Origin of the sequence: Acidovorax soli (assembly GCF_900107605.1) — a bacterium.
In the GTDB taxonomy this organism is placed as follows: Bacteria; Pseudomonadota; Gammaproteobacteria; order Burkholderiales; family Burkholderiaceae_C; genus Acidovorax; species Acidovorax soli.
Window position 1 is genome coordinate 34,858 of record NZ_FNQJ01000004.1, and the last position, 20,816, is coordinate 55,673.

18 protein-coding genes and 1 pseudogene are annotated in these 20,816 nt (G+C 64.9%); 10 read left to right on the top strand and 9 right to left on the bottom strand.

Features of this window, described 5'->3' with window-relative positions; genetic code table 11:
* Positions 1 to 16 precede the first annotated feature (16 nt).
* Positions 17 to 199 carry an EAL domain-containing protein gene (locus BLW02_RS04775; RefSeq protein ID WP_092697254.1) on the top strand — a complete coding sequence of 61 codons (183 nt, stop codon included), beginning with the start codon at positions 17 to 19 and terminating at the stop codon, positions 197 to 199.
* Positions 200 to 725: 526 nt separating this feature from the next.
* Here BLW02_RS04775 and BLW02_RS04780 read toward each other — a convergent pair.
* Positions 726 to 1,120: pseudogene (locus tag BLW02_RS04780) on the bottom strand (YkvA family protein).
* 374 nt (positions 1,121 to 1,494) lie between these two features.
* Complete coding sequence (locus BLW02_RS04785; protein WP_092697255.1) at positions 1,495 to 2,046, bottom strand: Spy/CpxP family protein refolding chaperone; 552 nt, start codon at positions 2,044 to 2,046, stop codon at positions 1,495 to 1,497.
* A gap of 300 nt (positions 2,047 to 2,346) precedes the next feature.
* Between BLW02_RS04785 and BLW02_RS04790 the strand changes: the two genes are divergently transcribed.
* Positions 2,347 to 3,399 (top strand): recombination-associated protein RdgC, encoded by a 1,053-nt coding sequence (locus BLW02_RS04790; protein ID WP_092697398.1) that lies wholly within the window; start codon positions 2,347 to 2,349, stop codon positions 3,397 to 3,399.
* Between the two features lie 69 nt (positions 3,400 to 3,468).
* On the opposite strand, the gene BLW02_RS04795 is transcribed toward BLW02_RS04790, so the two are convergent.
* Entirely contained in the window at positions 3,469 to 4,443 is a 975-nt protein-coding gene (locus BLW02_RS04795) for a LysR family transcriptional regulator (RefSeq protein ID WP_092697256.1), read from the bottom strand.
* A gap of 142 nt (positions 4,444 to 4,585) precedes the next feature.
* Here BLW02_RS04795 and BLW02_RS04800 point away from each other — a divergent pair, with 142 nt between their 5' ends.
* The 8 genes from BLW02_RS04800 (at position 4,586) to BLW02_RS04835 (ending at position 13,392) form a co-directional block, all read left to right on the top strand.
* Positions 4,586 to 5,782, top strand: coding sequence for a muconate/chloromuconate family cycloisomerase (locus BLW02_RS04800; RefSeq protein WP_092697257.1), 1,197 nt, complete (start codon positions 4,586 to 4,588; stop codon positions 5,780 to 5,782).
* A 68-nt stretch (positions 5,783 to 5,850) separates the two neighbouring features.
* Entirely contained in the window at positions 5,851 to 6,786 is a 936-nt protein-coding gene (gene catA / locus BLW02_RS04805; RefSeq protein WP_092697258.1) for a catechol 1,2-dioxygenase, read from the top strand.
* Positions 6,787 to 6,902: 116 nt separating this feature from the next.
* The gene (locus BLW02_RS04810) at positions 6,903 to 8,267 is read left to right on the top strand and encodes a Rieske 2Fe-2S domain-containing protein (RefSeq protein WP_092697259.1); all 1,365 of its coding nucleotides are present in this window, start codon (positions 6,903 to 6,905) and stop codon (positions 8,265 to 8,267) included.
* Positions 8,264 to 8,752 carry a benzoate 1,2-dioxygenase small subunit gene (gene benB / locus BLW02_RS04815; RefSeq protein ID WP_092697260.1) on the top strand — a complete coding sequence of 163 codons (489 nt, stop codon included), beginning with the start codon at positions 8,264 to 8,266 and terminating at the stop codon, positions 8,750 to 8,752. Before BLW02_RS04810 ends, benB begins: the two co-directional genes overlap by 4 nt.
* A 17-nt stretch (positions 8,753 to 8,769) precedes the next feature.
* Positions 8,770 to 9,807, top strand: a complete 1,038-nt coding sequence (gene benC / locus BLW02_RS04820) for a benzoate 1,2-dioxygenase electron transfer component BenC (RefSeq protein WP_092697399.1) — start codon at positions 8,770 to 8,772, stop codon at positions 9,805 to 9,807.
* Positions 9,808 to 9,821: 14 nt separating this feature from the next.
* A complete protein-coding gene (locus tag BLW02_RS04825; protein ID WP_092697400.1) occupies positions 9,822 to 10,598 on the top strand; it encodes a 1,6-dihydroxycyclohexa-2,4-diene-1-carboxylate dehydrogenase in 777 nt (258 codons plus the stop codon).
* 77 nt (positions 10,599 to 10,675) lie between these two features.
* Positions 10,676 to 12,049, top strand: a complete 1,374-nt coding sequence (locus tag BLW02_RS04830) for an MFS transporter (RefSeq protein ID WP_092697261.1) — start codon at positions 10,676 to 10,678, stop codon at positions 12,047 to 12,049.
* Between the two features lie 167 nt (positions 12,050 to 12,216).
* A complete protein-coding gene (locus BLW02_RS04835; RefSeq protein WP_092697262.1) occupies positions 12,217 to 13,392 on the top strand; it encodes a benzoate/H(+) symporter BenE family transporter in 1,176 nt (391 codons plus the stop codon).
* 47 nt (positions 13,393 to 13,439) lie between these two features.
* On the opposite strand, the gene BLW02_RS04840 is transcribed toward BLW02_RS04835, so the two are convergent.
* The 6 genes from BLW02_RS04840 to BLW02_RS04865 form a co-directional block, all read right to left on the bottom strand.
* A complete protein-coding gene (locus tag BLW02_RS04840) occupies positions 13,440 to 14,606 on the bottom strand; it encodes an acyl-CoA dehydrogenase family protein (RefSeq protein WP_092697263.1) in 1,167 nt (388 codons plus the stop codon).
* 61 nt (positions 14,607 to 14,667) lie between these two features.
* Positions 14,668 to 15,855 (bottom strand): acetyl-CoA C-acyltransferase family protein, encoded by a 1,188-nt coding sequence (locus BLW02_RS04845; RefSeq protein WP_092697264.1) that lies wholly within the window; start codon positions 15,853 to 15,855, stop codon positions 14,668 to 14,670.
* 33 nt (positions 15,856 to 15,888) lie between these two features.
* Positions 15,889 to 16,671 (bottom strand): enoyl-CoA hydratase/isomerase family protein, encoded by a 783-nt coding sequence (locus tag BLW02_RS04850; RefSeq protein ID WP_092697265.1) that lies wholly within the window; start codon positions 16,669 to 16,671, stop codon positions 15,889 to 15,891.
* Between the two features lie 74 nt (positions 16,672 to 16,745).
* On the bottom strand, positions 16,746 to 18,563 hold the full coding sequence (locus BLW02_RS04855) for an AMP-dependent synthetase/ligase (RefSeq protein ID WP_208859687.1): 1,818 nt from the start codon (positions 18,561 to 18,563) through the stop codon (positions 16,746 to 16,748).
* The gene (locus BLW02_RS04860) at positions 18,560 to 19,393 is read right to left on the bottom strand and encodes an ABC transporter ATP-binding protein (RefSeq protein ID WP_092697401.1); all 834 of its coding nucleotides are present in this window, start codon (positions 19,391 to 19,393) and stop codon (positions 18,560 to 18,562) included. Before BLW02_RS04860 ends, BLW02_RS04855 begins: the two co-directional genes overlap by 4 nt.
* Before the next feature lie 178 nt (positions 19,394 to 19,571).
* Entirely contained in the window at positions 19,572 to 20,765 is a 1,194-nt protein-coding gene (locus tag BLW02_RS04865; RefSeq protein ID WP_092697267.1) for an ABC transporter substrate-binding protein, read from the bottom strand.
* Between the last annotated feature and the right edge of the window lie 51 nt (positions 20,766 to 20,816).

Here is a 20,816-nt window from a genome sequence, read left to right on the forward strand (position 1 = left end):
CAAATACCCTTGGGGCATGCCGCACCCGCAAAGTCAATCCCAGATTGACCAGAGCTTTGTGCACGACCTGCTCGCCGGCCCCAACGATGCCGCCATTGTGGACACCATCATTGCCCTGTCGCGCAGACTGGGGGCGGACGTGATCGCCGAGGGCCTTGGATCGCCCGGGCAACGCGATCTGCTGGCCTTTGGGGAGTGAGCCATCCCCAAGGGCTACCTGTTCGCCCACGGACCTTCTGGGGGCCTTCCTGGGCCCTGTTGCCCCCTGCAGCCGACCATTTTCCCGATTGAGCGAACTCACCGCAGCCTGGTCTGCGGTTTTTTTTGCCTGTTTTTCCCGTGGAGCCATTGTCTGCCCTGGTTCAGGCGCGCAGAAAACGGCGCGGCGTTGCTCTGTTGTTATCAATAAAAGACTTCTATAAATACATAGTGGTAGTAGTAGAGGGCGGCATTTTCTGTGGACAAGTGACTTTTGCCTTGGCCTGACAGCCACTTGCGCCGCGCCAAACCCTGTGGACCGCGCCCTGCTGCCGCTGTCTTGCGCACGGGGATAAAACCGGGTCAGGGCCAATTTCTGTGGATAAGCCCCCGGTTGTGCCAGAACTATCCCCAGTTTTGTTCTTGCGGGCCGTGGTTCAGGAAATTTCGATGGAAATCGGTGGATAGCGCCCGTCCATGAAGCGCAATAAGCTATTTATTCAATAGCAAAAAACGGCCATTGAATCCTATGCAGCCAGCCAGGGCCTGATCCACCCGTGCCACAGCGCCAGGCTGGCGCCGATCCAGACGGCCACGATCAGCACCGCACCGATACGGCTGGTGGGCTTGCTGCCCTTGGGTTTTATCCACAGATCGGCCTGTGCGCGGCATTGCTGCAGCACCGGCGCCGGCATCAGCCGGATCACCAGCCAGATCAACCCCGGCAGCAGCAGCACAGCGTCCAGATAGCCCAGCATGGGGATGAAGTCCGGAATCAGGTCAATGGGGCTCAGGCCACGACGAAGACGCCCAGTGCCTTGGCATACCAGGGTGCCCGTGGGTGGCGCGCGGCAAACCACAGGGTGACGCCGTCCCGTTGGACGCTTTTGGCCCAGGTTTTCAGATGGCTCGCAAGGTGCACAGGTTTTTCAGGGGAAGGGGAAGAAGGCTCCCATTTTTATGCCATTCAACACAACTGCAGCGGCGCAAAGAAGGTTTTGGTTGTTCTTCTATGGTTCTATATATAAATAGCAGTAGTAGTAGAAGGCGCCATTTTTTGTGGACAAGGCCATTTTTATGAATGCTGGCGCGCAGTTGCGTTGGCTGGAACCATGTGCGCAGTGCCCCCTGAACTCTGGTGCTGGCAGATAACAACTTCCGGCTTCCCGTTTTTTCTGTGGATAACCGCCCGGTTGTTCCAGAACTGTCCCCATGCTTGTCCACAATGAAAAAAGCCCGGTGCTTTCCAAAGCACCGGGCTCGCGGGGATCCGTGGGGGGATGGCTGTCGCAGGCCTTATCGGCCAGGGCCTCCCATGGGCATGTCGCCGCCGCGCATCATGCCGTATCCATCAGGACCATAGCCCCAGTCGCCGCGGTATCCGCCCTTGCCACCTTTGCCGCGCATGTGTCCGGTCTGGGCATCGAAGGTCTTTTGCTGCTCTGGCGTCAGGGTGGCATAGAAGGTCTTGATGGCTTCGCCGCGGCGGTCGGCTTCGGCGGCGTGCTGGGCGCGCAGGGCGCGCATGCGGTCGATGCGTTCGGGTGTGGTGAGCTTTTGCATGTCGGCGCGGTCCAGGCGGGCGGGGCGTTCACCAGGTTGCATGGCGGCGGTGAAGGTGGCCCAGGCCGGTTCCTGCGCGGGGGTCAGTTTCAGTTGCGCCTTCATGGTTTCGGCACGCTTGGCCATATAGGCCTGGTGGCGTTCTTGCCAGTCGCCCGGCTTGCGCGCCTGTTCGGCCGCTGCTCCGGCGGCTGGTGGCGCAGAGGGTGCTGGCTGGGCCAGCACGGGAAGGGTGAGGGCCGCCATCACGGCGGCGGCGGCAATACGGCGTTGGAAGAAAGACATGGCGAAAGCCCTTTCGTTGGGTTGGTCCGCTGGTACGACCGTTCCAGCGGTTGAAGGCAAGTGTGCGCGGCCCGTGTAACACGCCTGTGTGAGATTGATACGCCTGTGTAAAGTTGCAGGAAGAAGCCCGGTGCCCCTGCTGTATGGATTTCACCTAAAAATGGCAGGTAAAGCCTTTTAAATAAGCACCGAAAGCTATTAAAACAATAGTAAAAACCGCCGCTGCACGGGCCAGGCGACCCGCCGACCCCCGACAATATCGGCTGTGCCCTGGATTGGCTAGAGAAACAAAGGTTGTCCGTGTTCAAGAACATGATCGTGTACCGCATTGCGCCGCAATGGCAGGTGGAATTGACGCAGGTGGAAGAGGCGCTGGCCAAGATGCCTTTCCTCGAATGTGGTGCCACCCAGGAAAAGTCCCTGGGCTGGGTGCCGCCGCGCGGTGATGCGCATGGCCCGCTGGCCGAATCGGTCGGGGGGCAGTGGATCCTGCGCTTCATGGTCGAATCCAAGGTGCTGCCCGGCAGCGTGCTGGCCCGCCGCGTGAAGGAAAAGGCCGAACGCATCGAGCAGGAAACCGGCCGCAAGCCCGGCAAGAAGGAAAGCAAGGAACTCAAGGACGAGGCCAAGCTCGACCTGCTGCCCATGGCCTTCACCAAGCAGGGCTCGATGTGGGTGTGGATCGACACCGCGTCGCGCCTGCTGGTGCTCGACACCTCAGCCCAAGGCCGCGCCGACGAGGTGGTGACCCTGCTGGTCGAATCACTGCCCGGCCTGTCGGTCTCGCTCATCCACACTGCCACCAGCCCGCAGGCCGCCATGTCGCACTGGCTGGCCACACAGGAGCCGCCCGTGGGCTTTACCGTGGACCGCGAATGCGAGCTCAAAAGCGCCGACGAGGCCAAGGCCGTGGTGCGCTACGCCCGCCACCCGCTCGACATCGAGGAGGTGCAGGCCCATATCGCCGCCGGCAAGCTGCCCACCAAGCTGGCGCTGACCTGGGACGACCGCGTGTCCTTCATGCTGACCGAAGGCCTGCAGATCAAGAAAGTTTCGTTTCTCGACACGGTGTTCGAAGGCACCAAGGCCGACGATGGCGGTTTCGACACCGACGTGGCCATTGCCACGGGCGAGCTGGTCAAGCTCATCCCCGATCTGATCGAAGCGCTGGGCGGCGAGGCCGAGAGCGGCGTGGCCAGCGCGGCGCAGGCGATGGCCGCAGGCGCACCGGTGCCACAGTCCGCGCCATCTTCTGCGCCATCCGCACCTGCACGCAAAGCAGCCGGCGGTGGCATGGTGACCGGGCCCAAAGAAGCGCCGGTGGACACCGACCCGGAGTCGGCGCCGTTCTGATTTCATTGCCCCACCATCCGTACCGCAGCGGCACTGCCTGGGACGCGTGTGGCAGCTTTCCCGGGTTGCTCAAGAGGTCGGCCGTCGCCGCCCGGCCGCGGGCATTGCCTTCGATGCCGTCGCACCTGGGAACACGCTGTGCTCCACGTCCAGCCAGGGCGGGTTCTCGGCATACATGGCCGCCACCGTTTCCTTGATGGCAGGGATGTACCAAGCGTTGTCGTTGAGCCGGTGGCTCATGATGATCGGCGAGGTGATGCGCGGGTCGTCAATCAGGCGGTAGACCAAATCGCTGCGCAAGCGTGCTGATGCGGGGATCAGGCACAGCCCGGATTCTGCGGCCACCAGCCCCAGGGCGGTCTGGATCTCTCGCACCTCGTGCACTTCAGATGGCCGTACGGCATAGTCGTTGAGCAGGCTCAGCACATGGTCGGCAAAGCTGGGCCGGGGCTCCTTGGGGTAGACGATGAGCTTTTGCCCTTCCAGCGCGCTGAGCGCAATGCGGCTGGATTCCCCCGCCAAGGGGGAGTCGGGCGGCAGGGCCAGCACCAGCCGCTCCTCGCGCAGGATGGTGCGCGCCACGGTGGAGTCGTTGCCCCGTATGCGCCCAAAACCCACATCGATGCGGCCGGACTTCAGCGCGGCAAACTGCTGGAGCGATGTCAGCTCCACCAGGTGTATGTCCACATCCGGGTAGCGGTGGCGCAGCTGGCGTACCAGCATGGGCAGGCCGCCATACAAGGTGGACGCCACAAATCCAATGGACAAGGTCTGCTTCTCGTTCAGCCCGAGCTGGCGGGTGGTGGTCTTGAGCTGGTCCAACCGGTTGATGATCTGCAACGCCTGCTCGTAGAACACCCGCCCCGCCTCAGTCAGCCGCAGGGGACGGGTGTTGCGCAGAATGAGTTTGACGCCCAGCTCTTCCTCCAGCAGCTGTATCTGGCGGCTCAGCGGCGGTTGGGCGATGTGCAGCAGTTCTGATGCACGGGTGAAGTTGCGTGCATTGGCAACGGCCACAAAATATTTGAGCTGGCGGATATCCATTAGGGTAAACCATAGGTTTTCAGATGGTTAGGCCATAAGTTGTTGATTCTTATGGATGGAATTTTTAACTATACCAACAGAGTATTGAACAAGACATATTTGGTGTTGGATCGTTTGGGGGGCGCGCGGTCCAATTCGGCCCATGCAACACACAACACGCCCTGAATCCCGCACCAGCTTGGCCGTTGTCGAGCGGGTAGAGACCCTTCTGCTGGACCTGCCCACGATCCGCCCCCACCAGCTATCGATGGCCACGATGAACGGCCAGACTCTGATGCTGGTACGCCTGTACTGCTCGGATGGCACGGTGGGCGTGGGCGAAGGCACCACCATCGGCGGCCTGGCCTACGGCGCCGAATCGCCAGAGGGCATGAAGCTGGCGGTGGACACCTATTTCGCACCGTTGCTGGTCGGTGCCGATGCCAACCACGTGCCGGCCATCATGGCCCGGCTCAACAAGGCCATCAAGGACAACCGGTTTGCCAAGTGCGCGATCGAGACGGCCTTGTACGACGCACTGGGCCACCGCACGGGTTTGCCGGTGTCGCAGTTGCTGGGCGGCCGTGTGCGCGACAGCCTGCCCATTGCCTGGACATTGGCATCGGGCGACACGGCCAAGGACATCAACGAAGCCGAACGCATGCTGGCCCAGCGCCGCCACAACATCTTCAAGCTCAAGATCGGCCGCCGCGCCGTGGCCGACGATGTGGCCCACGTGGCCGCCATCAAGAAGGCACTGGGTGATCGTGCCTCGGTGCGCGTGGATGTGAACATGGCCTGGAGCGAGCTCGATGCCCAGCACGGTCTGGCGGGCCTGGTCGATGCCGGTTGCGATCTGGTGGAGCAGCCCGTGGCGTCTGTGGACGCACTGGCGCGGCTCAAGGGTCGCTATCCCATTGCCGTGATGGCTGACGAATCCCTCACCGGGCCTGCCTCTGCGTTTGCGCTGGCGCGCATGGCCGGTGCCGACGTGTTCGCCGTGAAGATCGAACAATCGGGTGGCTTGCTCGAAGCCCTGCAGGTGGCGGCCATTGCCGATGCCGCTGGCATCGAGCTGTACGGCGGCACCATGCTCGAAGGTGCTGTGGGCACCATGGCATCGGCCCATGCGTTCGCCACCTTCCGCACCTTGCAGTGGGGCACCGAGCTGTTCGGCCCTCTGTTGCTGACCGAAGAAATTCTGGCAGAGCCCCTGCAGTACCGAGATTTCCAGCTGGCGGTGCCGACGACGCCAGGCCTTGGAATGGCGCTGGACGAAGACCGTGTCCAGCACTTCCGTCGCGACCGGAAACGGACCAGTGCCGTGGGGGTGGCGCAACCCGCCGCCACCGCGCACTGAGCCTTGCACGCGTCTTTCACTTTCCCTGTTCGGTTCCCGCATTCATTCCACGATCCAAGGAGATAACCATGGCCACCCATATTTTCAACACCCCCGAAGTACAGGATTTCCTGCATCTGGCCAGCGGCCTGACGCAGTCCGGCGGCAACCCCCGCGCCAAGCAGATCGTGCACCGCCTGCTGTCGGACCTGTTCAAGGCCATCGACGACCTGGACATCACCTCGGACGAATACTGGGCCGGCATTGCCTACCTGAACACCCTCGGCGCCCGCGGCGAAGCCGGCCTGCTATCGCCCGGTCTGGGCCTGGACCGCTTCCTGGACATGCGCATGGACGCGAAGGACAAGGAACTGGGGATCGAAAACGGCACGCCTCGCACCATCGAGGGCCCGCTGTATGTGGCCGGTGCCCCCGAAGCGCAGGGCTTTGCCCGCCTGGACGACGGCAGCGACAAGGCAGGCCACACGCTTGTCATGCACGGCACGGTGTACGGCGCCGACGGCAAGCCCTTGCCCAATGCCAAGGTCGAGGTGTGGCATGCCAACACCAAGGGCTTTTACTCGCACTACGACCCCACGGGCGAGCAGCAGGGCTTCAACATGCGCCGCACCATCATCACCGACGCACAGGGCCGCTATAAGTTCCAGAGCATCGTGCCCAAGGGCTACGGCTGCCCACCCGACGGCCCCACGCAAGCCCTGCTGAACCAGCTGGGCCGCCACGGCAACCGCCCCGCCCACATCCACTTCTTCGTGACGGCCGACGGCCACCGCAAGCTGACCACGCAGATCAACATCGATGGCGACCCGCTGGTGAACGATGACTTCGCCTACGCCACCCGCGAAGGCCTGGTGCCTGCCGTGGTCGAGCGCACCGACGCCGCCAGCATCCAGGCGCAAGGCGTGGACGGTCCGTTTGCAGAAATCGTCTTTGACTTCACGCTCAGCGCGCTGGTCAACGGCGTGGACAACCAGCTCGTGGACCGCCCACGCCTGGCGGCCTGATCCACCAAGGCCGGGTGCTTTGCCACCCGGCCGACCCCGCTCCCTTTTGCTTTCGCCCCCTGCACTGCCGCGCCGCGCGCGGCGGGGGGGACAGCTGTACCCTGAGGAATCCCACCATGAACACCACTGCTGCCATCGCTGAGCGCCCTGATGTTGAAGCCCTGATAGCAGGCGCTCTGCAGGACGACAAGGAAAACGGCGTCTTCCGCTGCCGCCGAGACATCTTCACGGACCCCGATCTCTTCGAGCTGGAGATGAAGCACATCTTCGAAGGCAACTGGGTCTACCTGGCGCACGAAAGCCAGATCCCCGAGATCAACGACTACTTCACCACGTACATCGGCCGCCAGCCCATCGTCATCACGCGCGGCAAGGACGGCCAGCTCAACGCAGTGATCAATGCCTGCGCCCACCGCGGCGCCATGCTGTGCCGCAAGAAGCATGGCAACAAGGGCAGCTTCACCTGCCCCTTCCATGGCTGGACCTTCAACAATACCGGCAAGCTGCTCAAGGTCAAGGATGAGAAGACCACCGAGTACCCGGTGCAGTTCAACAAGGAAGGCTCGCACGACCTCAAAAAAGTGGCGCGCTTTGAAAGCTACAAGGGCTTCCTGTTCGGCAGCCTGAATGCCGACGTGCAGCCCCTGCATGATTTTCTGGGCGAGACCCGCGTCATCATCGACCAGATCGTGGACCAGGCCCCCGAAGGCCTGGAAGTGCTGCGCGGCAATTCCTCGTACATCTACGACGGCAACTGGAAGCTGCAGATGGAAAACGGCTGCGACGGCTACCACGTGAGCTCGGTGCACTGGAACTATGCCGCCACCATGGGCCGCCGCAAGGAAGGCGGCACCAAGGCCGTGGACGCCAACGGCTGGAGCAAGAGCACGGGCGGCGTGTACGGCTTCGAGAACGGTCACATCCTGTTGTGGACCAACACCATGAATCCTGAAGTGCGCCCGGTCTACAACCGCCGCGAAGAACTGAAGGAGCGCCTGGGCGAAGACAAGGCCGATTTCATCGTCCAGCAGACGCGCAACCTGTGCCTGTACCCCAACGTGTACCTGATGGACCAGTTCTCCACACAGATCCGCGTGGCGCGGCCCATCAGTGTGGACAAGACCGAAATCACCATCTACTGCTTCGCCGTCAAGGGCGAAAGCGCGGAAGACCGCGCCACCCGCATCCGCCAGTACGAGGATTTCTTCAACGTGTCGGGCATGGGAACGGCTGATGACCTGGAAGAGTTCCGTTCCTGCCAGAACGGCTACGCCGGCAAGGCCGCACCGTGGAACGACCTGAGCCGCGGCGCGCCGCTGTGGATTGATGGGCCTGACGAGAACGCCCGCAAGATGGGCCTCAAGCCCCTGCTCAGTGGTGAGCGCAGCGAAGACGAAGGCCTGTTCGTGTGCCAGCACGAGTACTGGGCGCAGGAGATGCGCAAGGCTGTGGCAACGGAGCGCCAGGGAGACGCAGCATGACCGCCGACTACAACGCCATCTGCACCTTCCTGTACCGCGAAGCCCGCCTGCTGGACGACCGCCAGTGGGACGAATGGCTGGATCTGTACGCCGAGGATGTCGAGTACTGGATGCCTGCCTGGGACGACGATGACCGCATCACCGAAGACCCGCACAGCCAGATTTCGCTGATCTACTACGGCAACCGCCATGGCCTGGAAGACCGCGTGTTCCGCATCAAGACGGAACGCTCCGGCGCCTCCACGCCCGAGGCCCGCACGGGCCACGCGGTGCTCAACGTCGAGGTGCTGGCAGACCGCGGCACCGAGGTGGATGTCCGCTACAACTTCCACACGATGAGCCACCGCTACAAGGCCACCGACGCGTTCTTCGGCACGATGTTCGTGACGCTGCGCCGCCAGGAAGGCAGCTTCCTCATCGGCCGCAAGAAGATCGTGCTGAAGAACGACTACATCCGCCAGGTCATCGACGTTTACCACGTCTGACCAGCCAGGAGAACATGATGAGCAGCAGCTACAACATTGCCCTGAATTTCGAAGACGGGGTGACCCGCTTCATTGCCTGCGGCGCCCAGGAGAAAGTCCTGGATGCCGCCTTCCGCCAGCGCATCAACCTGCCCATGGATTGCTCCGACGGCGTGTGCGGCACCTGCAAGTGCCGCGCCGAGAGCGGGGACTACGACCTGGGTGACGACTACATCGAAGACGCGCTGACCGCCGATGAGGCGGGGCAGCGGCTGGTGCTGACCTGCCAGATGGTGCCCCGCTCCGATTGCGTGATTGCGGTCCCGGTAGCGTCCACGGCCTGCAAGACCGGCACGGCGAAGTTCAGCGGCACCGTGGCTGCAGTGGAACGCTACAGCGACGCCGCCTACGAGCTGGCGCTGGATGTGCCCGAGGACGCCCCGGGCTTCCTGCCCGGGCAGTACGTGAACATCGGTGTGCCCGGCAGCGGGCTGCATCGTTCGTACTCGTTCAGCTCGGCCACCGGCGCGCGCCGCATGACCTTCCTCATCAAGCATGTGCCCGAGGGCCTGATGAGCAGCTGGCTCACGGGGGCCCAGGCCGGCAGCAAGCTGGAGATGACCGGCCCGCTGGGCAGCTTCTACCTGCGCCCCGTCACGCGGCCGCTGCTGTTCCTGGCCGGAGGCACCGGGCTGGCGCCCTTCCTGTCGATGCTGGAGACGCTGGCGGTGCAAGGCTGCGCGCAGCCCATCCACATGCTGTACGGCGTGACCCGCGACCAGGACCTGGTGATGGTGGACCGCCTGGAAGACTATGCACGCCGCATCCCCGGCTTCACGTTCGGCACCTGCGTGGCCGATGCCGCCACCGCGCATCCGCACCAGGGCTACGTCACCGACCACCTGCCGCCCCAGGCCCTGTACGAAGGGGATGTGGATGTCTACCTGTGCGGCCCGCCGCCCATGGTCGATGCCGTGCAGCGCCACTTCAAGGCGGCGGGCATCGCGCCCGCCAGCTTCCATTACGAAAAGTTCACCCCCACCCAGGCTGCCGCGCCCGTGGCTGCGGCTGCGTGACCCAGGAGCAAGGCATGAACAAGCGATTTGAAGGCAAGGTGATGTTGATCACCGGCGCCGCGCAAGGCATTGGCGAGCGCGTGGCCGAGCGTGCCGCCCAGGAGGGCGCCACGCTGGCCCTGGTGGACCGGTCACCCCTGGTGCTTGAACTGCGTGACCGGTTGGCCGCAACCACCCGCGTGATCGCCATCGAGACCGACCTGGAGAAGTTCGAGGGCGCACTGCAGGCCGCAGAAGCCACGCACAAGGCCTTTGGCCGCATCGACGTGCTGGTGAACAACGTGGGCGGCACCATCTGGACCAAGCCCTACGAGCACTACGGCCCCGAGGAGATCGAGGCCGAGGTGCGCCGCTCGCTGTTTCCCACGCTGTGGGGCTGCCGCGCCGTGCTGCCCTACATGCTCAAGAAGAAAAAGGGCGCCATCGTCAACGTGTCGTCCATCGCCACGCGCAGCGTCAACCGCGTGCCTTACGGTGCGGCCAAGGGCGGTGTGAATGCCATGACGGCCTGCCTGGCCTTCGAGAACGGCGAGCGCGGCATCCGCATCAACGCCGTGGCCCCGGGCGGTACCGAGGCGCCTCCGCGCCGCATTCCGCGCAACAGCGCCAAGCCCGGCAAGAAAGAGCAGGCCTGGTACCAGCAGATCGTGGACCAGACGGTGGACAGCACGCTCATGAAGCGCTACGGCACGCTCGATGAGCAGGCCAGCGCCATCCTGTTCCTGGCTTCGGACGAGGCCTCCTACATCACCGGCACGGTGATTCCCGTGGGCGGTGGCGACCAGGGCTGATTCCAGTGTGCGTCCGGGGCACGCCGCTTGTCGGTGGGGGCCTGGGGCGTCTGCCCATCCTTTTTGAGGAGACAAACATGAAAACAATTGAAATCAATCCCATCATTGACAATGCCCGCTTTACCCGGTTTCACTGGATGGTGGTGGCGCTGTGCGCCCTGCTGCTGATCTTTGACGGGTATGACCTGTTCATCTACGGCGTGGTGCTGCCCGTGCTGATGACCGAGTGGGGCCTGACGCCCGTGCAAGCGGGGGCCTTGGGCAGCTATGCGCTGTTTGGCATGATGTTTGGTGCCTTCATCTTCGGCCCGCTGGCCGACCGCATCGGCCGCAAGAAGGGCATCGCGATCTGCTTCGTGATGTTCAGCTTCGCCACCTTCCTCAATGGCTTTGCCACGACACCCACCGAGTTCGGCATCTACCGCTTCATCGCGGGGCTGGGCTGCGGCGGCCTCATGCCCAATGCCGTGGCGCTGATGAACGAATACGCCCCCAAGCGCGCCCGCAGCACCCTGGTGGCGCTGATGTTCAGCGGCTACTCGCTGGGCGGCATGCTGTCGGCCGGGCTGGGCATCTACATGCTGCCGCGGTTCGGCTGGCAGGCCATGTTCTTTGCTGCCGCCGTGCCCATGCTGCTGTTGCCGCTGATCATGTGGAAGCTGCCGGAGTCCGTGGGCTTTCTGGTGCGCCAGGGCAAGGACAAGCAGGCCCGCGACATGCTGGCCCGGGTGAGCCCCGATGCGAAGATCGACGCCGACGCACGTCTGGTGGCTGTCGACGCCAAGGGCGCTGGCGTTCCGATGCTCGACCTGGTCAAGGACGGACGCGCGGTAGGCACCTTCATGATCTGGCTGGCGTTTTTCTGCTGCCTGCTCATGGTTTACGCGCTGGGCTCGTGGCTGCCCAAGCTGATGGCGGGTGCGGGCTACAGCCTGGGCTCCAGCCTGTCGTTCCTGCTGGCGCTGAACTTTGGCGGCATGGCCGGTGCCATTGCCGGGGGCTGGCTGGGCGACCGCTTCAGCTTGCCCAAGGTGGTGCTGGCGTTCTTTGCCGTGGGTACCGTGGCCATTGCGCTGCTGGGCTTCAACAGCCCCATGCCCCTGTTGTATCTGCTGATCACGATTGCGGGTGCCACCACGATCGGTACGCAGATTCTGCTGTACGCCAACACCGCGCAGTTCTACCCGCTGGCCATGCGCTCTACCGGTCTGGGCTGGGCATCGGGTGTGGGCCGCACGGGTGCCATCGTCGGTCCGCTGCTGGGGGGTTCGCTGCTGGCGGCCAAGCTGCCACTCAATATGAACTTCCTGGCGTTTGCCCTGCCTGGTCTGGTGGCTGCCTTGGCCATGGGTGGTTTCATCCTCTGGTACCGGCGCGATGCGGGTTTGGCACAAGCTTCGGTTGCCGATACCGTCAAAATGCAGACGGTGCAGGCCGGCCTGTCGCGCTGAGGGTGTTGACCTGCGGCTGCCAGCGCCCAAGCAGCCTGAGGCGCCGCAGTATCTGCCCGAGCACTTGAGCCGCGCGCTGGAGCAAGTTGCTTCAGCAGCGCAACATCCGCGCGGACTGACGCACCCGGTGCCCCGAACACAATGCTGTACACGATTGGCTGAATCACATGCGGTTCAAGGACTGGTCTCTGACCGCCTGGGTGGCGGGTTTTCTGGCGGTGCTGATTTCATATGCCGGCCCGCTCGTGATCTTCATCCAGGCGGCGCAGGTGGGCCGAGTGTCGCCAGCCGAGCTGACATCCTGGATCTGGGCGATCTCGATGGGTGCGGGTATCAGTGGCCTGCTGCTGAGCTGGTGGCTCAGGCTGCCCATCGTTACCGCCTGGTCCGCACCGGGCACGGCGCTGCTCCTGACCCTTTTCCCGCACCTCAGCATGCCCGAGGTGGTGGGAGCCTACCTGGTGGCGGCTGCGATGGTGGTGCTGCTGGGAGTCACGGGCTATTTTGAGAAGGTCGTCAACCAGATTCCCAAGGGGATTGCGGCCGGCATGATGGCCGGCATTCTCTTTCAGTTCGGCGTGCAGGCTTTCCGGGTGAGCGGGGAAGCGCCCGCCGTGGTGTTGTCCATGCTGGGGGCTTACCTGCTGGGCCGGCGCTTTTGGCCGCGCTACGCCATCGTGCTGGTGGCATGCACGGGCTTTGCTGTTGCGTGGGCGATGGGCTCCACCCATCTGCAGTCGCTGGGTCTGTCTCTGGCCACACCGGTGGTCACCGCGCCCCGGTTCGAGGCGGGGGCCATACTGAGCCTGGCGATACCGCTGGTGCTGGTGAGCCTGACCGGGCAGTACCTGCCCGGCATGGCGGTGCTGCGGCTTGCGGGCTACCCTGTGCCGTCGCGTGCCGTGGTGACTGGCACCGGCATCGCGTCGCTGCTGGTTGCGTGCTTTGGCGGCATCTCCATCGTGCTGGCTTCCATCACGGCGGCGCTGTGCACCGGCAAAGATGCGCACCATGACCCTGATAAGCGCTACGTGGCCGGCATGGCCAATGGTGTGTTCTACATCGTTGGTGGTACCTTCGCCGGCACCATCGTGCAGGTGTTCGCGGCGTTCCCGACATCCCTGGTGGCGGCGCTCGCAGGGCTGGCACTCATCGGTGCGGTGGTGTCCAACATCCGGGCGCTGGCCGAAGAGGGGGCATACGTAGAGCCCTCGGTCATCACCTTTTTAGCCACTGCCTCGGGCATGTCGCTGTTCGGTTTGGGGGCCGCGTTCTGGGGTGTGACGCTGGGCATGCTGGCTTATTGGCTCATCCCGCAGACCGGACGCAGCGGAGCGCGTTGACACTGCGCTGGCCGAGGCCCGGAAGGGGCTTGCGCAAAAATCCCTGTTCAGCGCCCCAGCAGTGAGCGCGCCACCAGCTCCTTCATGATTTCCGACGTGCCGCCGTAGATGCGCAGCACGCGCGCGTCGGTCCAGAAGCGCGAGATCGGGTACTCGGCCATGTAGCCGTAGCCACCAAAGAGCTGCAGGCAGGCATCGGCCACGCGGCCGAAGACTTCGGTGGTGTGCAGCTTCAGGGCGCTCACCGCTTCGGGCGTGAGTTCGCCGCGCTCGTGAGCGGCCACGCTCAAGGCCAGGAAGGCCTCGGCGGCGGCAATGTCGGATGCGCATTGCGCCAGCGTGAAGCGCGTGTTCTGGAACTGGCCGATGCTCTGGCCGAAGGCCTGGCGCTCCTGCACGTATTGCAGCGTGGTGTCGAGCGCACCCTTGGCGCCGTGCACTGCCTGCACGCCGATGATGAGGCGCTCGCGTGGCAGTTCGCGCATCATCTGCACGAAGCCCTGGCCTTCCACGCCGCCGAGCAGCGCATCGAGCGGCACGCGCAGGTCGTTGAAGAACAGCTCGGAGGTGTCGCCCGCGTGCTGGCCGATCTTCTCCAGGTTCTGGCCGCGCGTGAAGCCGGGTGTTTTCGTATCGACCAGGAACAGGCTCACGCCCTTGGCGCCAGCGGCCGGGTCGGTCTTGGCGGCCAGCACCAGCAGGTCGCAGTGCTGGCCGTTGCTGATGAAGATCTTGCTGCCGTTGATGACGTATTCATCGCCCTCCCGCCGTGCCGTGGTGCGGATGGCTTTCAGGTCGCTGCCCGCGCCCGGCTCGGTCATGCCGATGGCCGCCACGGCCTCGCCGCTGGCCATGCGCGGCAGCCAGTACTGGCGCTGCGCCTCGGTGCCGCAGTGCAGCAGGTAGGGCGGGATGATGTCGTTGTGCACCTGCAGCCCGCCGACGAAGCCGCCATAGCCCCGGCGCGAGAGCACCTCCACCACGGCGAAGGAAAAATGCACGCTGGCGCCGGGACCACCGTATCCCTCGGGCACGTCGGCGCACAGGTAGCCGTTTTTTCCCATCTTGCAGAACAGCTCGCGGGCCACCAGGCCGGCCTTTTCCCAGTCGCGGTAATGGGGCTCGATCTCGGCGTCGCAAAAGCGCTCCAGCGATTCGGTGAAGAGCTGCAATTCGGCCTTCTGCTCGGCCGTGAGGAGGGTGTTGGGGAGCATGGTTGCTATTGAATGGAGGGCTTTCAGCGTTTGATGGGCAAGCGCTGGAGGCCAAAAAGACTCAAACCCGTTCGAAGATCGCCGCGATGCCCTGGCCGCCGCCGATGCACATCGTCACCAGCGCGTAGCGCCCGCCGGTGCGGTGCAGCTCGGCAATCGCCTTGGTGGTGATGATGGCGCCCGTGGCGCCCACGGGGTGGCCGAGCGAAATGCCCGAGCCGTTGGGGTTGACCTTGGCGGGGTCCAGGCCCAGCTCCTGCACCACGGCGCAGGCCTGGGCGGCGAAGGCCTCGTTGGCCTCGATCACATCCATGTCCTGCACCTGGAGGCCGGTGCGTGCCAGCACCTTCTGCGTGGCGGGCACGGGGCCAATGCCCATGTAGGCCGGTTCCACGCCGGCGTGCGCGTAGCCCACCAGGCGGGCCAGGGGCTTCACGTTCAGGGCTTGCAGTCGGTCGCCGGCGGCCAGCACCACGGCGGCGGCGCCGTCGTTGATGCCCGAGGCGTTGCCGGCCGTCACCGTGCCGCCTTCCTTCTTGAAGGCGGGCTTCATGCCGGCCAGCACATCGAGCGTGGTGGCGGCGCGCATATGTTCGTCTTCCTGGAACAGCACGGTGCCCTTGCGCGTGGCGATTTCGACCGGGACGATCTGCTCCTTGAAGTAGCCGGCGGCGATGGCGGCGGCGGCGCGCTGCTGGCTGGCCAGGGCCAGCTGGTCCTGCATCTCGCGCGAAATCTTGTAGCGCTCGGCCACGTTCTCGGCGGTGATGCCCATGTGCATCTTCTGCCAGGGGTCGTGCAGGATGCCGAGCATGTAGTCGATGCTCTTGGCGTCGCCCATGCGGGCGCCGTAGCGTGCGGCGGTATCGAAGTAGGGGCCCCGGCTCATGGATTCGCTGCCGCCGCCCACGGCCACGTCGCAGTCGCCGTAGCCAATGGCCTGGGCGGCGCTGATGATGGCCTGCAGGCCCGAGCCGCACAGGCGGTTGACGTTGAAGGCGGGCGTCTCGATGGGGCAGCCGGCGTCGATGGCGGCCACGCGGCTCAGGTACGCGTCCTTGGTGTCGGTGGGGATGACGTTGCCCATGACCACATGGCCCACGGCGTCGGGCGCGATGCCGGCGCGCTGGATGGCGGCCTTGACGGCGGTGGTGGCGAGCTGGGTGTTGGGCACGTCCTTCAGGCTGCCGCCGAAGGTGCCGATGGCGGTGCGGGCGGTGCTGACGACGAAGACGTCACGGCGGGTCATGGCAGAACTCCTGGAAATGAAAAAAGGGTGTGCTCAGCGGCCCTGGAACCGGGGCTTGCGCTTGTCGAAGAACGCTTGCAGGCCTTCGCGCATGTCGGCGGTGTGGGCGCAGGTGTCGAACGACTGGGCCTCGGCCGCCAGTTGCGCGCCCAGGTCGCGGTCAAAGCTGGTGCGCAGCAGGCGGCGCATTTGGCCGTAGGCCTTGGTGGGGCCGTTGGCCAGGCGCTCGGCGAAGGCCTGGGTGGTGCGGTCCAGTTCGGGGGCGGGCACCACGCGGTTGACCAGACCCAGGCGCAGTGCGTCGTCGGCGGTGAACGCGTCGCCCAACAGCGCAATTTCCAGCGCGTGGCGCAGGCCCACCAGGCGCGGCAGCGCCCACGATCCGCCGACGTCGCAGCTGGTGCCCAGGTTGATGTAGGCCAGGTTGAACTTGGTGCCGTCGGCGGCCAGCACGAAGTCGCACATCAGCATCAGCGACAGGCCACCGCCCGCCGCCGCGCCATGCACCTGGGCGATGACGGGTGCGTCGATCTGTTGCAGCAGCTGCAGCGTGGCGTTCAGCGGGGCCAGCAGGTCGCGTGCGCCCTGGGCCGGGTTGGCGTGCAGCGTGGCCAGGTCGCCCCCGGCAATGAAGGCGCGGCCCGCGCCTTTGAGCACCACGGCGCGCACGCCGGTGTCGGCGGCGATGGCCTGCACCGCAGCGAGCAGGGCCTGGGCCATCGGCAGGTCCAGCGCGTTCAGGGCTTCGGGGCGGTTGAATTGCAGGGTGACGATGGCGCCCTGGCGGGTGACGATCAGGGGAGTGTTGCCGGACATGGTGTGCTATTGAAAAAGGAGCATTCAGCGGTTTACTGGAAAACGTTGAAGGCCAATGTGGTTAAAGAATGTGCTCAGACATACAGCGCCTCGATCTCGGCGGCGTAGGTCTTGTAGATGCTGGAGCGCCGCACCTTCATGGTGGCGGTGACTTCGCCGTCGTCGTGGTCCAGCTCTTTGGGTAAAAGGTGGAACTTGCGGATCTGCGCCACCTGCGCCAGCTTGGCGTTGCCGGTGGCGATCTCGGCGTCGATGAGTGCGCGCACCTGCGGTGTTTCGACCAGCGAGCGGAAATGCGTGAACGGGATGCGCTGCGCCTCGGCCCATTTGCCCACGGTTTCATAGTCGAGCATGACCAGCGCGCCGACGAACTTGCGCCCCTCGGCCACGATGACGCATTCCTTGATGTAGGGGCTGGCCTTCATCGTGTTCTCGATCTCGGACGGCGTGAGGTTCTTGCCGCCCGCCGTGATCATGATGTCCTTGAGGCGGTCCACGATCTTGAGCTGGCCGTCCACCAGGCGCACCACGTCGCCGGTGTGCAGCCAGCCGTCCACGATGCTTTGCGCCGTGGCCTCGGGGTTCTTGTAGTAGCCCGCGAACACCATCTCGCCCTTGATCTGGAATTCGCCACCCATGGCGTCGTCGCCGCCCTTGGCGATGCGCCATTCCACGCCGTGCGTGGGCACGCCCACGGTGCCCACCACCACGTCGTCGAGCCTGTGGCCGGTGACCATGCCGGTGGATTCGGTCAGGCCGTAGACCTCGACCAGCGGCACGCCCAGCACGCGGAAGAAGCGCACCACGTCGGGCGGAATGGGCGCGGCGCCGGTGAGCGCCACCTGGGCCTCGCGCAGGCCGATGAAGTTCTGCAGCGCGCGGAACACCAGCCAATAGCTGGCGGTGTAGGTGAGCATGTCACCGAAACTCCAGCGCGCGCGGGGCTTCTCTGCCAGCGGCTGGCAGGCGGCGTAGGCCTTGCGGAACAGCGCGCGGCGCAGGCCGCCGGTTTCCTGCAGCTTGATGCTGATGGCGGCGTGCATCTTCTCCCAGATGCGCGGCACGCCCAGGAACATGCTGGGTGCCACCTCGCGCAGATCCTCCTGCACGGTGCGGATGGATTCGCCGAAGTTGACCTGCGAGCCCACATACACCGGCACGAAGGTGGTGAGCATCTGCTCGGCCACATGGCACAGCGGCAGGTAGGACAGGTGCGTGGTGTCGCGCGAGAGTTCGAGCCGGTCCGCGATGCCAGGCACCACGCCGCGGATGTTGCGGTAGGAAATCATGGCGCCCTTGGGCTTGCCGGTCGAGCCCGAGGTGTAGATCATGAGCCCGATGTCGTCGAGCTGCTGGCGCGCCAGCGCGGCCTCGATGTCCGAGCGCTTGCCGTTGTGCGCGCCGAGTTGTTCCACCTCGTCGAAGGGGATGATGAGGCTGCGCACGGCGGGCGCGAAGCTGCGCAGGCCCTTGGTTTCCATGACCACGATCTTTTTCAGGCGCGGCAGATCGGCCAGGGCGTCGAGCACCTTGTCGGTCTGCTCCTGGTCCTCGCAGACGATGATCTCGATGTCGGCGTGGCCCACCACGTAGGCCACCTCGGGCGAGGGGCTGGTGGGGTACACGCCCACCGTGACGGCGCCGACCAGGCCCGCGCCCATCTGCGTGAGCACCCATTCGATGCGGTTCTCGGAGATCACGCCCACATGGCCGCCCTCGGGCAGGCCCAGGGCGCGCAGGCCCAGGCCGAAGTGGCAGGCCCGCTCGAAATACTGCGCCCAGGTGAAGGGCTTCCAGATGCCGAAATCCTTTTGCCGGATGGCGACGCGCGCGGCATCCTGGCGCGCGCGTTCGCGCAGCATCTGGGGCAGGGTGAGTTCGGGGAGGTTCATGACAGCCATCTTTTGCGGCGCTTGTAGTGCTTGATCTCTTTGAAGCTCTTGGCTTCCCCGGCCCCGCCCATGCCGAGGTAGAACTCGCGCACATCGGGGTCGCCCGCCAGGCGCTCGGCCGAGCCGTCGATGACGATCTTGCCGTTCTCCATGATGTAGCCGCGGTGCGCCACGGCCAGGGCCACGGTGGCGTTCTGCTCCACCAGCAGCATGGAAGTGCCGCGCTCGGCGTTGATGCGCGCGATGATGGTGAAGATGTCTTCGACCAGCTTCGGACTCAGGCCCAGCGAGGGTTCGTCGAGCAGGATGAGCTGGGGCTGGGCGATGAGCGCGCGGCCAATGGCCAGCATCTGCTGCTCGCCGCCCGAGAGGTAGCCTGCCAGGCCTTTGCGGCGCTCGTGCAGGCGCGGGAAGTAGGTGTAGACGAGGTCGAAGTCGGGCTTGGGCGCACCGTGCTCTGTGTGCTGGCGGCCCGTCAGCGCATAAGTGGCGGCGACCAGGTTTTCTTCGACCGTCAGGTCCTCGAAAACCCGGCGCCCTTCCATCACATGCGAGAGGCCGTTGCGCACCAGCTGCTGCGGCGCCAGCGCGGCGGTGCTCTGGCCGTTGAAGAGAATGCTGCCGCTTTCCAGCGCGCCGTCCTCCAGCGCCAACAGGCCTGACACCGCCTTGAGCGTGGTGCTCTTGCCCGCGCCGTTGCTGCCCAGCAGCGCCACGATCTGGCCGCGCGGCACGGCCAGCGACAGGCCGCGCAGGGCCTGCACGACCTTGTTGTAGATGACCTCGATGTTGTTGACTTCGAGGACGTGAGCAGCCACGGTTTCGTTCATGGGCATGGGTCTAACGTCGCAACGGGTGTGGAGTCAGCGATGGTCGTGATCGCGAGGCCTGCGCGCGGGGCACCGAGCAAGGGCCGCCCCGCAGCGAGGGTGCCGTCCCCCTTCCCGCAGCGCGCAGCGTTGCGAGAGAAGGGGGAAGCGGCGCAGCCGCTCAGGGGGATGTACCGCATCAGAGCTTGATCCAGTCGGAGGCGGCCACCATTTTTTGAGCTTTCATGTCGGCCTTGTAGACGCGGCCCACGGGAATGGAATTGCCCGTGATGGTGATCGGTACGCCGATCAGGCCACCGGTGTCGAAGTCCTTGAGCGTGTTCAGCGCCGCCTTGAGGTTGGCGCCAGTCATCGGCTTGCCGGCGTCCAGCGTGCGCTTGGCCGATTCGAGGAACAGCATGGCGGCCAGGAAGCCCTGGATGTAGGCCGTGCTCTGGTAATCCGGGCGCATGGCGCGGATCTTTTCCAGCATGGGCGCCTTCTCGGTGTCGTAGTAGTAGCGGAAGGGCATCACGCCCATGAAGCCGTCGCCGTCCGGGCCCATCTTCATGACGGTGGAGCTGTCCATGGTCCAGAAGGTGCCCATCCACTTGCTGGTCATGCCCTGCTGCTTGCCCTGGGTGATGAACTCGGGGATGGGCGCCAGGATGTAGCCGTGGAAGATGGTGTAGTCGGGTGCGGCGCGGCGCAGCTTGATGACTTCGGTGGACACGTCCACGCTGCCGGCGGGCGTCATGAGCTTGACGACGACGTTCAGGCCGAGCTTCCTGGCTTCGGCCTCGCTTTTCTCGATGGGGTCGCGGCCGAACTCGGAGTCGGAATAGACGAAGGCCACCTTGGCGCCGGGTTTTTCCTTGGCGATGTGCTTGAGCAGGATGCTGAACATCTCCGTGTAGTCGGGGCCGACCAGGAACTGGTGGGGGTACTTCTTGGGATCGTTCAGTTCGGAGGCGAACGAGGCGCCCGCCATCAGGATGTTGCCGTTGCGGTCCAGCTCCGGGTTGATGGTCTTGGCGAAGCCCGTGGAGTCGCCGTAGTAGACGTTGACCTTGTTCTGGCTGGTGATCTTCTTGAACGTGGCCACCGACACATCGACCTTGTAGCCCGTGTCCTCGGGCACGTACTTGACCTTGCGGCCCTTGATGCCACCCGCGTCGTTGACGATCTTCACGTAGTCCTGGATGCCGGCGTTGATGCCCACGCCTGCGAAGGCGAAGACGCCCGTCATGGGGATGGAGCCACCGATGACGATCTCTTCGGCGCCCTGCGCGAGCACCGACAACGGGTGCGTGAGCGCGGCGGCGCCTGCGGCTGCGGCTGCGGCGCCCAGCATCAGGCTGCGGCGCCGGGGGGAAATGCGTTGCTGGTCCATGCTTGTCTCCTTCGGTTGTGATGTAGTGGCAGGAAAGCGGGGTGTGGTGGC

Excerpts from the sequence above, each read along its gene's own strand:
- BLW02_RS04775 (WP_092697254.1), top strand. The coding sequence starts at position 17 with ATGCCGCACCCGCAAAGTCAATCCCAGATTGACCAGAGCTTTGTGCAC.
- BLW02_RS04785 (WP_092697255.1), bottom strand. The coding sequence starts at position 2,046 with ATGTCTTTCTTCCAACGCCGTATTGCCGCCGCCGCCGTGATGGCGGCC.
- BLW02_RS04795 (WP_092697256.1), bottom strand. The coding sequence starts at position 4,443 with ATGGATATCCGCCAGCTCAAATATTTTGTGGCCGTTGCCAATGCACGC.
- BLW02_RS04800 (WP_092697257.1), top strand. The coding sequence starts at position 4,586 with ATGCAACACACAACACGCCCTGAATCCCGCACCAGCTTGGCCGTTGTC.
- catA (WP_092697258.1), top strand. The coding sequence starts at position 5,851 with ATGGCCACCCATATTTTCAACACCCCCGAAGTACAGGATTTCCTGCAT.
- BLW02_RS04810 (WP_092697259.1), top strand. The coding sequence starts at position 6,903 with ATGAACACCACTGCTGCCATCGCTGAGCGCCCTGATGTTGAAGCCCTG.
- benB (WP_092697260.1), top strand. The coding sequence starts at position 8,264 with ATGACCGCCGACTACAACGCCATCTGCACCTTCCTGTACCGCGAAGCC.
- benC (WP_092697399.1), top strand. The coding sequence starts at position 8,770 with ATGAGCAGCAGCTACAACATTGCCCTGAATTTCGAAGACGGGGTGACC.
- BLW02_RS04825 (WP_092697400.1), top strand. The coding sequence starts at position 9,822 with ATGAACAAGCGATTTGAAGGCAAGGTGATGTTGATCACCGGCGCCGCG.
- BLW02_RS04830 (WP_092697261.1), top strand. The coding sequence starts at position 10,676 with ATGAAAACAATTGAAATCAATCCCATCATTGACAATGCCCGCTTTACC.
- BLW02_RS04835 (WP_092697262.1), top strand. The coding sequence starts at position 12,217 with ATGCGGTTCAAGGACTGGTCTCTGACCGCCTGGGTGGCGGGTTTTCTG.
- BLW02_RS04840 (WP_092697263.1), bottom strand. The coding sequence starts at position 14,606 with ATGCTCCCCAACACCCTCCTCACGGCCGAGCAGAAGGCCGAATTGCAG.
- BLW02_RS04845 (WP_092697264.1), bottom strand. The coding sequence starts at position 15,855 with ATGACCCGCCGTGACGTCTTCGTCGTCAGCACCGCCCGCACCGCCATC.
- BLW02_RS04850 (WP_092697265.1), bottom strand. The coding sequence starts at position 16,671 with ATGTCCGGCAACACTCCCCTGATCGTCACCCGCCAGGGCGCCATCGTC.
- BLW02_RS04855 (WP_208859687.1), bottom strand. The coding sequence starts at position 18,563 with ATGAACCTCCCCGAACTCACCCTGCCCCAGATGCTGCGCGAACGCGCG.
- BLW02_RS04860 (WP_092697401.1), bottom strand. The coding sequence starts at position 19,393 with ATGAACGAAACCGTGGCTGCTCACGTCCTCGAAGTCAACAACATCGAG.
- BLW02_RS04865 (WP_092697267.1), bottom strand. The coding sequence starts at position 20,765 with ATGGACCAGCAACGCATTTCCCCCCGGCGCCGCAGCCTGATGCTGGGC.